The sequence below is a fragment of the Turicibacter sp. GALT-G1 genome (genome assembly GCF_025594995.1).
Classification (GTDB): Bacteria; Bacillota_I; Bacilli_A; order MOL361; family Turicibacteraceae; genus Turicibacter; species Turicibacter bilis.
The window spans coordinates 38,205-50,770 of sequence record NZ_JAMQUS010000040.1; the positions used below are offsets into that span (position 1 = coordinate 38,205).

10 protein-coding genes and 1 pseudogene are annotated in these 12,566 nt (G+C 34.1%); 5 read left to right on the forward strand and 6 right to left on the reverse strand.

Translation table 11 applies throughout. The annotated features are described in order from the left end of the window. The first annotated feature begins 18 nt into the window (after positions 1-18). Entirely contained in the window at positions 19-1,278 is a 1,260-nt protein-coding gene (locus tag NEH74_RS07520) for a maltose ABC transporter substrate-binding protein (protein WP_055304925.1), read from the forward strand. Positions 1,279-1,353: 75 nt separating this feature from the next. Here the strand turns inward: NEH74_RS07520 and NEH74_RS07525 are convergent. The 4 genes and pseudogenes from NEH74_RS07525 to NEH74_RS07540 form a co-directional block, all read right to left on the reverse strand. Beyond that, positions 1,354-2,418: pseudogene (locus NEH74_RS07525) on the reverse strand (branched-chain amino acid aminotransferase). 71 nt (positions 2,419-2,489) lie between these two features. Beyond that, positions 2,490-2,939, reverse strand: a complete 450-nt coding sequence (locus NEH74_RS07530; RefSeq protein ID WP_055304922.1) for a GNAT family N-acetyltransferase — start codon at positions 2,937-2,939, stop codon at positions 2,490-2,492. A gap of 390 nt (positions 2,940-3,329) precedes the next feature. Further along, positions 3,330-4,337, reverse strand: coding sequence for an aldose epimerase family protein (locus NEH74_RS07535; RefSeq protein WP_055243344.1), 1,008 nt, complete (start codon positions 4,335-4,337; stop codon positions 3,330-3,332). A 25-nt stretch (positions 4,338-4,362) separates the two neighbouring features. Then, positions 4,363-5,367 carry a LacI family DNA-binding transcriptional regulator gene (locus NEH74_RS07540; protein WP_055243343.1) on the reverse strand — a complete coding sequence of 335 codons (1,005 nt, stop codon included), beginning with the start codon at positions 5,365-5,367 and terminating at the stop codon, positions 4,363-4,365. A 231-nt stretch (positions 5,368-5,598) separates the two neighbouring features. Between NEH74_RS07540 and NEH74_RS07545 the strand changes: the two genes are divergently transcribed. From NEH74_RS07545 to NEH74_RS07560, 4 genes are all read left to right on the forward strand, one after another. After that, positions 5,599-6,768, forward strand: coding sequence for a galactokinase (locus NEH74_RS07545; protein ID WP_055304921.1), 1,170 nt, complete (start codon positions 5,599-5,601; stop codon positions 6,766-6,768). A 23-nt stretch (positions 6,769-6,791) separates the two neighbouring features. Continuing rightward, positions 6,792-8,306: a UDP-glucose--hexose-1-phosphate uridylyltransferase gene (gene galT / locus NEH74_RS07550; protein WP_055243341.1), complete on the forward strand. Its 1,515-nt coding sequence runs from the start codon at positions 6,792-6,794 to the stop codon at positions 8,304-8,306. A gap of 12 nt (positions 8,307-8,318) precedes the next feature. Continuing rightward, positions 8,319-9,299 carry a UDP-glucose 4-epimerase GalE gene (gene galE, locus NEH74_RS07555; protein WP_055304919.1) on the forward strand — a complete coding sequence of 327 codons (981 nt, stop codon included), beginning with the start codon at positions 8,319-8,321 and terminating at the stop codon, positions 9,297-9,299. 373 nt (positions 9,300-9,672) lie between these two features. Beyond that, positions 9,673-10,680, forward strand: a complete 1,008-nt coding sequence (locus NEH74_RS07560) for a helix-turn-helix transcriptional regulator (protein ID WP_055304917.1) — start codon at positions 9,673-9,675, stop codon at positions 10,678-10,680. Positions 10,681-11,405: 725 nt separating this feature from the next. Here NEH74_RS07560 and NEH74_RS07565 read toward each other — a convergent pair. After that, a complete protein-coding gene (locus NEH74_RS07565; RefSeq protein ID WP_055243339.1) occupies positions 11,406-11,864 on the reverse strand; it encodes a hypothetical protein in 459 nt (152 codons plus the stop codon). Between the two features lie 77 nt (positions 11,865-11,941). After that, complete coding sequence (locus NEH74_RS07570) at positions 11,942-12,484, reverse strand: hypothetical protein (protein ID WP_055304915.1); 543 nt, start codon at positions 12,482-12,484, stop codon at positions 11,942-11,944. Positions 12,485-12,566: the final 82 nt, after the last annotated feature.

The following is a 12,566-nucleotide window of genomic DNA, read 5'->3' on the forward strand; positions in this document are numbered from 1 at the left end:
GTGAGGGGGAAGTATTGAATGAAAAAAGTAATGTCAATCTTATTAGCAACTGGATTATCTGTAGCGGGATTAGTAGGGTGCAGTAATGATGCACCAAAAGATGAAAATAAGGTACAGTCAACAGATGATGGAAAAACAGTCGTTAAATTATGGTTAGATTATGATGAATATGCAGAGGCTTTAGAAGAGGCAGTTGAAGCAAAATACCCACAGTATGATATTCAGTGGGAGCATGTGGAGTCGACAGATACTCGTACAAAATTAGAGTTAGATGGTCCAGCGGGGGTAGGGCCAGATATCTTCATTCAGCCACACGATGGAATGGCTCAATCAATTCAATCACAAATCTTATTACCCTTAGGTGAGAAGTTAACAAGCCAAGTTCAGGAGCGTTTCATCGAGGGATCAGTACAAACAGTTGAGTTTGACGGAACGTATTATGGGGTTCCACTATCAACTGAATCAGTTGCATTTTTCTATAATAAAACATTATTAGATAAATATGGATTTGAAGTAGCGGAAACTTGGGATGAGATTAAAGCTCAAGGGGACGAATTTAATAATACAGCAGAAAATAAATTTATCATTCGAATGGAAACAGGAAATTCATATACGATGCACTTTTTCTTAACTGCATTTGGATATCAATTATTTGGACCAGATCATAATGATCCAGAAAAAATTAACTTTAATACTCAAGAAGTAATTGATGGGTTAACTTATTATCAATTGATGAGAAAATATTTAGATGTCCCTTACGCTGACTTAACAACAGATACTGTTGAAGTTGAATTTGCTAAAGGAACAGTTCCTTATATTATTGTTGGACCATGGGCGATTTCTGAAATTCAAAAAAATGCTGATTTTGAATGGGGAATTACAACTATTCCAACAATTAATGGTAATCAGCCTGTTACATTCTCAGGAAATATTATTGCGTGTATGAGCTCTTATACAAAAAATGCTGAAGCAGCTCGTGAAGTGTTAGAATTTATGGTTTCTGATGAAGGATTAGAAATTCTTTATAAAGTTCGTGGATCTATTCCGGCTTTAAAAGATCCAAGTGTTATCGATGGCCTTTCTGATGATCAGTATGTAATGGGGATCTTAGAACAAGCTCAGTTCTCTGAGGCAATGCCAAGTATTCCTGAAATGGCAAGCTTTTGGACACCAGCGGAAACATTATATCGTTCAGTTTGGGAAGGTTTAGCAACTCCTGAAGAAGCAGCAGCTAAAGCGTTAGAAGATTTTAATGCAGCATTAGAATTAACAAAATAATGAATAAGAGGGCAACCGTCCTCTTTTTTCATGACTAAAAAACTGAGACTCTTACCATCGAGTCTCAGTTTTTCTCTATTTTAAAATTTTTATCCAATGATAGGGATCTTCAACTCGCCCCCATTGAATGCCAGTTAATGTATCATATAATTTTTTAGTTAATTTTCCAGTTTTGAAATTATTGATTATTACTGTTTCATCTTTGTAATGAATCTCTCCGATAGGTGAAATAACGGCTGCTGTTCCCGTTCCAAAAGCTTCTTTTAAAGCGCCAGTTCGTCCTGCTTCCATGAGTTCATCAATACTTAAATGACGTTCTTCAACAGTTACTCCCAAATCTTTTAAAAGAGTAATGATTGAATCACGAGTGATACCAGGTAAAATAGAACCTTCTAGTGGGGTCGTTACAACGGTGTCATTAATTAAAAACATAACATTCATTGTTCCAACTTCTTCAACGTATTTTCGATGAACACCATCTAACTAAAGCACTTGGGTATAACCATTTTGTTCAGCTTTGACTTGAGCTGCGATACTTGCTGCATAGTTACCTCCGCATTTAGCAAAACCAGTTCCTCCTTTGACAGCTCGTACATATTCATCTTCAACCCAAATTTTTACTGGATTGACTCCTTCAGGATAGTAGTCACCGACAGGTGAAAGGATAACGACAAATTTATATTTTTTCGAAGGATGTAATCCAACTCCTGATTCTGTTGCAAAGCAGAATGGGCGAATATAAAGTGATGTTCTTGGTTCTTTTGGTACCCAGTCTTGTTCGTATTTGACGAGTTCTTCAATTCCCTTTAAAAATAAATCAACTGGAACAGGAGGCATACAAAGACGCTCATTTGATTTAATTAAGCGTTGTGCATTAATTTCTGGACGGAATAGGGCAATGCTCCCATCAGTATGTCGATAAGCCTTTAACCCTTCGAATGTTTCTTGGGCATAGTGTAAGACCATGCAAGCAGGATCCATTTCAATCGGTCCGTACGGTATGATTCGTCCATCGTGCCAACCGATTCCTTCCGTATAATCAATGACTAACATATGGTCAGAAAAATGACGACCAAATCCTAATTTTGTCTCAACTGGTTTTTCTTTTAATTGTTTTGCGCGTTCGATTTTAAATTCCATGCACATTTCTCCCTTCTATTAGTTAGGGTGTTATACCTTTTTTAGAGGAGGATGACAAGATTAAAATTCATTTAGTCTGCAATATTTTCAACACCCTTGTACATAAAATAGATTTCATGATCATGGAATTTATTTTTATGATAGAAATCAGCGACAATCAGATTATTTGTCATTAAAGTTAACCCAGCCAATTTTTGTTCTTTTGAATATTTAGTCATATATTTGAGTAACTTTGAACCGTATCCCCGTTGTTGTGAGTCTGGATCAATAAAGAATTCATCAATAAAGAGCTCATCTTTATACCACCATGTTCGTTCATGGCAAAGTGCAGCCCCAATTAGTTCTTCCTCATCATTTAAAAGAAGAAATCCAACAAAGCGTGGAATCTGACTTAATTCTGCAATATATTTTTTTGATTTTATTTCTGACCAATGACATCCCCATTGCTCATTGTTATAAACCTTTTGTAAAAGTTCTGCGCATTCCTCTAAATACTCGGCCTCATAATAAGCAATTCGCATTTATAGTCCCTCCCTTCTTCTGTCTATTGCTAACATATGAGATAAAGAGATGAATTATTAACTATATAGAAGTAGAAATGTACTTTACAATTCTATATCAGTCTTAGTTGGTTATTCCCTTTGATACGTAGGCATTCTGTAGTCCAGAGGCTCCTGGCATTTTCGAAGAAAATGTTTCTTCAACTGGTAGGGCTTGGGTCACCTAGTGATTTCTGAAAGAAATCTAATCCTCAACTGCTAGGGCTTTAGTTTTTAAGATGTAAAAAACTTATCTGGACTTATATATTTCCTAGATGAAACAGTCAACATGTAAGATTAAGTGGACTTTGATGAATGGAGTAAAAAGTGCATAGTAAAAGGGCTGTCTCATGTTGAGACAGCCCTTTTGGGTTATTTTGTGAAGGTGAATGTTGTGCTTTGTGAGTAAGCTTCACCTGGTTTTAAGAGTTGTGATTCAAAATCAAATGGAACTAAGTGTGTTTCAAAACAAGCGCCTAAATGGGGTTCTCCGCGACGGCCGTTTTCAAAGACTAAATCTTCAGTTAAGAAGTTACCAGCGTAAAATTGCATAGAAGGCGATGTTGTTGAAATTTTTAACGTACGATTTGATGTTAAATCTTTAAATGTTACGACTTCTTTCGTATCCGATAAAATGTATAGGTGATCGTATCCCGATGCTTTTTCGAATACTGGTAATACTTCTTTTGTTTCCGGATTGATGATAGTCGGTGTATTGAAATCGAATAGTGTATTAGAAACAGGGATTAACTTTTTAGTAAATGATAAGTTATCATCAATTTCAGCGATATAATCTGCTTTAATTTGAAGTTCGTGATTATAAATGTTCGTGCTTAGATTACCAGATAGGTTAAAGTAAGCATGCTGCGTTAAGTTTACAATGGTGTCTTGATCCGTTGTTGCCTGGTAAGACACAATGAAATTGTTCTGTTCTAATGTATAGCGAACTTTGACATTTAAGTTTCCGGGGAAGCCTTCTGTTTGATGTGGAAGAACCGTTGTTAACTCGTATCCTGAATCAACTTCAGTAACTTCAAAATCAGCATAAGTTAAGCACTGTGCCCCACCGTGTAAGTTATTTGGTCCATTGTTTAAATCTAATTGATAAGTTTGCCCATTAATCGTAAATTGCCCATTTTTAATTCGATTTGAAGTGCGTCCAATAATGGCATTTAAGTAGCATCCATTATTAAAGTAGCTTTCGATATGATCGTAGTTTAAGACTAAGTTTTGTTCATATTGGTCCTCAGCCATTGCAATTTTAGTGAGCACTCCACCGATGTTTAAAAATCGAACTTCTAATGCTTCATTTTTCATGCTGTATTCAATGACATTAACACCATTGAATGTCCCTTTTTCTAATTTTTTGTAAGTAACCATTTAAAATTTCCCCCTCATCTGATGGTTATAAACTACTTGCTCGCTTAATTAATCGTGTTGGAATGGTAACCTTTTTAGCAATTTCACGATCGTTATTAATACGTTCTACAAGTAAATCTAGTGCAGTTTCACCCATGTGTTTTGTATTCATATCAATTGTTGTTAATGATGGAATGGTATATTGTGATAATGAGATATTATCGTAACTAATGATTGAAACAACATCAGGCACTTTAATATTATTTTCGTTTAATGCTTTTAAGCAGCCAATAGCCATGGCATCTGAAGCGACGATATAAGCATCTAATAATTTTCCTTGTTTAATAATCTCCGACATAATTTCATATCCTGAATCTGCCGTGAAAGCCCCCAAATAAACATTGTTCTGATTGAATGATTTAAGCTTAGACATTTGATTAATGTAAGTTGTTAAACGAATATCTAATAATTCTTGTCCATCTAATGTTTTTTCAATTCCACAGATGAAACCAATTTTTTTCAGTTCTAAATCAAGTAAATAAGAAATGATATCTTTCGTGGCCTCTTTTAAATCGGCCATTACGACATCAATGTTGTAATGTTTAGAGTAACAATCCACTAAAACAAGGTGTTGGTTTAGTGTGTGAAGCGTTTGAATTTCCTCTTCACTGTACTTTCCTAATGCGATTAATCCATCTAAATTCATCGCTGAGATATCATCAAATGATTTCATAGGTAAGTAGATTTTTTGTAAGTTGATATTATGTAATTGGCAATGATTTTCGATAGCTAAACGAATGGACATGTAGTAAGGGTCAGTAATTTCCTCAGCCACTGAGTACCAATAAACAAGTCCAATTGTTAAGGTTATATTTTTTTTGCTTGATTTATTACGTTTGCTTAATGGAACGTAATTTAATTTCTCAGCTGTTGCCATAATTTTTAATCTTGTTTCATCCGATACGTTGAAATTTTTATCTTGGTTTAATACACGTGAAACTGTTGTAATTGAAAAACCAGTTAAATCGGCAATATCTTTAATTTTAGCCATTTGTGATAGCCTCCCTTCGTAAAAAAATGAATGCGTTCATCATTGTTTCGTTTATTATTTTATCATTAAGTTTCATAAAATAAAACAGCATCAACTCAACAAATTCTGAAAAATGTAAGGGTTTTAAGAAAGTTCTATTGATTTTTTTACTAAAAAAGTATAGAATTTTAGTATAGCGATCAGATGAGAGTCAATCAGAGAATGAATAAACATAGAGAGGAAGATTAAAGAATGAATATTGAAAATTTAAAATCAGCATTTGAAAAGGTATTTGGGGAAAATGAAAATACAAAATTATTTTTCTCACCGGGACGTGTTAACTTAATTGGGGAACATATTGATTATAACGGGGGATGTGTTTTCCCATCTGCGATTACTTACGGAACATATGCCGTTGTTGCACCTCGTGAAGATCAAAAAGTACGCTTATACTCAGGGAACTTTGAGGACCGAGGAATCATCGAGTTCGATTTAACTGATTTATCACATGCAGATGATGAGCACTGGAGTGTTTATGTCAAAGGTGTGATGGTGCAATTTAAAGAAGTAGGATTTGAAATTCCAACTGGATTTGATGCATATGTTTACGGAACCATTCCAAACGGTTCAGGACTATCATCATCAGCTTCGCTCGAATTACTAGTTTCTCAAATTTTAAAAGAATTACATGGATATGACATTTCAATGATCGATATGGTGAAATTATCTCAAAAAGCTGAGAACGTTTATGTTGGGGTGAACTGTGGAATCATGGATCAGTTTGCTATCGGAATGGGGAAAAAAGATTACGCGATTAAGTTAAATACCAATGATTTAAGCTATGAGTATGCGAAAGCAAACCTAGGAGATAATTCCATTTTAATTATGAATACTAATAAAAAACGTGAATTAGCAGATTCAAAATACAATGAACGTCGTCAAGAATGTGACGCCGCATTAGAGTTATTAAAAACAGTAGTAGATATTAACTTCTTATGTGATTTAACAGTTGCTGAATTTGATCGTGTATCAAATGTGATAAATAAAGATGTTTTATATCGCCGTGCTAAACATGCTGTTACTGAAAATGAACGTGTAAAATTAGCGATTGAAGTATTAGCAAGTGGAGATTTACATCGATTTGGAAAATTATTAAATGAATCACATAAATCATTACGTGATGATTATGAGGTTACAGGTAAAGAGTTAGATACAATTGTTGAATTAGCGTGGGCGCAAGAGGGTGTATTAGGAGCACGTATGACGGGTGCTGGATTTGGTGGATGTGCCATTGCGTTAGTTCGAAATGATGCAGTAGAAGCGGTTAAAGAAGCAATCGCTAAAGGATATAAAGAAGCAATCGGTTATGATGCTGAGTTATATGTAGCAACGATTGGAGACGGAACAAAAACATTAGCTTAGTTGACATAAGGGGAGAGTAGAGCATGAATATCAATTATGAAATTAATCGTTTAATCAGTTTTGGATTACAGCATCACATGATTGAAGAGGCAGATTTATTATACGCTGCCAATAAAATCATTGATATTTTAAGAGTTCCATCGTTTGAATATGAAGCGGTGGAACTACCATCAATGGAAAACCCAAGTGAAATTTTAGGGGCTATCTTAGATTATGCAGCATCAAATGGAGTGCTTGAGTGTGACAGCGTGGATCATCGTGATTTATTAGATACTAAAATCATGGATTGTTTAATGCCACGTCCATCTGAAGTGATTAAAACATTTAACAATCTTCATGCTCAAAATCCAGAAGAAGCAACAAAGTATTATTATGATTTAAGCAAAGCTTCAAACTATATTCGCGTCAGCCGTGTAGCTAAAAACTTAAGCTGGAAAACAACAACCCTATACGGGGATTTAGATATTACGATTAACTTGTCAAAGCCTGAAAAAGATCCAAAAGCCATCGCTTTGGCAAAAAGCTTACCAAGTTCAAACTATCCAAACTGTTTATTGTGTAAAGAAAACGTTGGTTATGCTGGAACATTAAATCATCCAGCTCGCCAAAACCATCGTATTATTCCATTAGAATTAACGAATGAAGAATGGTTCTTACAATACTCACCATATGTTTACTACAATGAACATTGCATCGTTTTAAAAGGTGCTCATGAACCAATGAAAATTTCTCGTTTAACATTTGAGCGTTTATTACAATTTGTTGATCAATTTAAACACTACTTCCTAGGTTCAAATGCGGATTTACCGATTGTTGGAGGATCGATTTTAACACATGATCACTTCCAAGGGGGAGCTTATCAGTTCGCAATGGAAACAGCACCGATTTTAAAAACATTAAATGTTTTAAACTTTAAAGATGTTGAAGTTGGATTTGTTAATTGGCCATTAAGTGTCTTACGTTTAAAAGGTGAAAATCGTGAGCGGCTTGTTGAACTAGGAGAAATCATTCTAAACACATGGCGTCAGTACAGTGATGAGGCATTAGGTATTTTTGCCCACACAGATGGGGTGCCTCATAATACGATTACACCAATCGCACGTTTTAAAAACGGAAAATACGAGTTAGATTTAGTGTTACGAAATAACCGTACATCAGACGAGCATCCAGATGGAATTTATCATCCACATGCTCACTTACATCATTTAAAGAAAGAGAACATTGGTTTAATTGAGGTCATGGGATTAGCCGTCTTACCAGGTCGTCTTAAAGATGAGTTAGAAGTAGTGAAACAAGCGCTAGTTGCTCGTGATGCGAATATGTTAGAGGAAGCAGGACTTGAAAAACATCTTCCTTGGTTAAATGAAATGCTAACACGCTACGAATCAGTGGCAGCTGATGAAGCTATGTCTGTTATTGAAACTGAAGTTGGAAAAAAATTTGTTGAAATTTTAGAGTGTTGTGGTGTATATAAATTAACAGATGAAGGATTAGAAGGTATTCAACGTTTTATTAATACTATCAATCGTTCATTATAAGGAGGAAGAGAAATGAAAGTTTTAGTAACAGGTGGAGCAGGGTATATTGGATCTCATGCTGTATATGCGTTAATTGAACAAGGACATGAAGTTGTTGTCGTTGATAATTTAGTCACAGGACATCGTCAAGATGTTCATAAAGATGCAACTTTCTATCATGGAAGTATTGCAGATTATCGTTTTATGACAGAAGTGTTACGTAAAGAAAAGGTAGATGGAGTCATTCATTTTGCGGCTTATTCATTAGTTGGGGAAAGTATGACAAATCCGTATAAATATTATGATAATAATATGAGCGGAACTAATGTTTTATTAAAAGCGATGGTTGACTGTGGCGTTAATAACATCGTCTTCTCATCAACAGCGGCAACATATGGAGAGGCACAAAATATTCCAATTTTAGAAACGGATCCAACAAATCCAACAAACGTTTATGGAGAAACAAAATTAGCGATGGAGCGTATGATTAACTGGTATCATAAAGCTCACGGGGCAAACTATGTGTCATTACGTTATTTTAACGTAGCGGGAGCTCATCCATCGGGGGTAATCGGTGAGAAACATGATCCAGAAACTCACTTAATTCCAATCATTTTACAAGTTGCATCAGGACGACGCGAAGCAATTAATGTCTTCGGAGATGATTATGACACAGCAGATGGAACTTGTATTCGTGACTACATCCACGTTTGTGATTTAGCAGAGGCACATATTTTAGCGATGCAATATTTAGTCAACGGTGGAGATAGTACCATTTGTAACTTAGGAAATGGAGAAGGATTCAGTGTTCTTGAAATGATTGAAGCGGCACGTGAAGTAACGAATCATCCAATTCCGGCAATTATCTCACCACGTCGTGCAGGTGACCCAGCTAAATTAATCGCATCTAGTGTAAAAGCACAAGAAATTTTAGGATGGACACCAAAACATCCAGCCGTTAAAGATATGATTGCCAGTGCTTGGGCAGTCGAAAAACAAAAAATGAATCAATAGAAAAGTCATTCGATAGCATCCATTATTGGGTGCTATTTTTATTTAGGTAAAATTTTAGTTTCATCAAGCGGTTATGAATAATGTCATTAAAAAATAGAATCAGCAGTTAAAGGTTTGAGAGGTAATAATCAGTACTATTTATTTTGAAATAATAAATTTAAAAGTGAACTAGCATTAAGTTGAGCTGCTTAGCTTGTGTTTAGTTTACTTTTTTTATTGTTTTCTATTAAAGATAACCATCTAATATAAATACCTAAATTCTGTGTAATTTTGTATATTTTATACAAAAAATGTGATAAATGTCATATAATTTATATAAATGGACAATGTATGTCCAGGTAAAATGATATAATGTTGAGGAAATGGTATAATAATGTATAAAGAGAAAGATCACAGAGTTCATCGGATTTTATCTATTTATGAGCGTTTAGTAAAGGGAAAGGTATTAAATAAAGAACAATTAGCTTTTGAGTTTGGTGTAAATAATAAGTCAATCCAACGAGATATTGAGCAAATCAAATTCTATTTAGCAAATCAGCCTGAATATGCAAGTTTAGAGTTAAAATATAGCCGTAAATATCGTGGTTATCAGCTACTAGGAAGCGAGAATCAAAACTTGAAACGAGAAGGTTTGTTAGCGATGGTAAAGATTTTATTAGCGAGTCGAGCTTTTAACGAGAAAGAAATGAATTATTTAATTAATACATTACTGAATCAGCTAGAGTTATCGGATCGTAAATTGATTAAAGAGCTCATTGGAAACGAATTATTTAATTATGTTCCATTAAAACATAATCGCGATGTATTAGATAAAGTTTGGGAGTTAAGTGAGATTATTCATAATCGACAGATTATAGAAGTCTCATATATTCGAGGAGACCATAAACGATTACGTCGGCACTTAAAACCAGTAAGTATCATGTTTTCAGATTTTTACTTTTATTTAATTGGCTATATGGAAGAAACGAAATATGATTCATATAGTAGTGAAACACTAAATAATAATTATTTGCGAGTCTTTCGAGTTGATCGATTTGAAAATTATCGTGTAATAAATCGTCAATTTTACTTGCCTTATTCTAACCGATTTGAAGAAGGAGAGTTTAGAAAAAGAATACAGTTTATGTTTCTTGGCGAGTTAATTAAATTAAAGTTTGAATTTTATGGTCCAAAAATTGAACCTGTACTTGATCGTTTACCAACGGCTACCATTTTAGAACAAGACTTTGATAAATATGTAATTGAGGCTGAAGTATATGGTAAAGGGATTGTCATGTGGTTATTCAGTCAATCAAGCAGTATCAAAGTATTATCTCCACCTAGCTTAGTGGAAGAAATGAAAGATGAACTTAGACGTTTATCAAACATGTATAACCTTTAGGGGATCATGTTATTTGGGGTTTTATATCGGCGTGGGAACCGATATAAAATAAATTATGGGTAATGTTTTGATTCAATTGTTTCGTTTTTTAGTGTTGATGGGTTATAAATTTGGGAGATTTATAATCAATGTCAATACAAAATGGGTATTTATTTAGGGTAAATTATTAAGATTAGAGTGATGCGAGAGAGTTTAATTAGCGGGGAAAGTATAAAGTAATAAGGGGTTATTACTTTAATAATGGAAAAATAATTTTTAAATTTTTATTATTTACTTTATGATAGTTTATAAGTTTGAAATGAAGTTTTATATCGGGAAAGCTTCATTAAGCGATTGCTTCTAATTGGGAGGAAGTAGTCGCTTTTTTATTTAGGTATTGTGTTAGCATTATTTGATGAAATTGAATGATATTCTTTTTACTTGGAGAGGATTTCAATCGAATACCATCAAAAAGACACATCTTTTATGTTGAAACCGCATTCAGCATATGGTAAATTAATCTTTGTGACTCACAAGCTCTAATGATAGAGTTATCGTTTCATTCTGAGGGGGATGAAGCAATTGTGATTACACGAAAGGAATGTATTAACTTTTTTTGAAAAATAGGTGATTAATCACTACTTTGTCACCATCACTTGCTTTTGGCGGCAACTTTATTATTAAAAACTTCAATGTGTTGGAGATCTAAAATGTAAAACCACCCATGAAAAAATGGGTGGTTTTATTTATGTGAGAAGATAATCTTTTTTTGATTCAGTGATGACTTCTGAATCTGAAAAGCTATAACCTTGCAACAAATTCATGTGAGAAAATAATTGGAATAGATAAAGGTCACTCATGAGTTCTGTTTTGGAATGTTTTCCATTCATTTCGATGAGTTGAATAGTAGCTGTTGGGTCTTCATCATAATTGGTCTCAACATGAGCAATAAGTTCAATGGAAGGAGCTGGGTGTTTGCTCATGTATCGAATCATACGTTCAATTTCTGCAATGGTTTGATGAAGGTTTAATTGTTTCAAGGTTACTAAAACATTTGGGTCTAGAATATCTTCATACTCAAGTTCATAGATCAGACGCCCTAATTCATGAATGACAAAGAAGAGGTAATAAATGTCGACTCCATTTCCACTAAAGTCAATAGAGCCTTCATGACGCTTATAAGTAATATAATACTCTTTAGTCATAGAAAAATCCCCCTTTTATTTCTTGTCTTACCTATAGTTTATTCAACAAGAAGGGAGAATTTGACGAAATTGTATCATTATTGACTAAAAGATTCGAAGAAATAAGAAGAGATATTTTCATGATTTTTATTATAAAATGAACAATAAATGGTATCTGGAAATTCTCCATTTAAAGGATAAACCTTTATAAAATAAAGCTCTTGTGATAAATCTTCAATAAAGGTTTCATTGTTTAATGATATTTTTAACGTACTTGCTCGTAAGTCTTCATTGATTCCCCAAACGAGGAAATAATCTGATGTTTGATAGGTCTGACATCGGTTCACATAGGCTCCACTTGAAGTGGTGTGCCCCCCAGAAAAGTTATATCGCCAAAATAAAAGAGCATTGGGTTCATACCAGGCGATATCTAATTGATCTGTTGCTAAGTCATGATAGAGGATAAATTCCATTTCATTCACACGAATTTGATCCACTATCTCAATCTTGTGAGTTAAGCGGGATTGTAAATGTTTTGGAATCGATGAAGGATGAGTTGTCGTCAGATAAATCGCCAATAAATCGGCGATAAGAAAAAGCACTAAGGCAAGCATGAGCTGACGCTTCAGTTTTTTAAACATAAATCCTCCAATAAATTACGTCGTCTATAAACTGTATGCACATAGCAGAGGCTTTATCATTTATATGATTGGTAAAATTAAA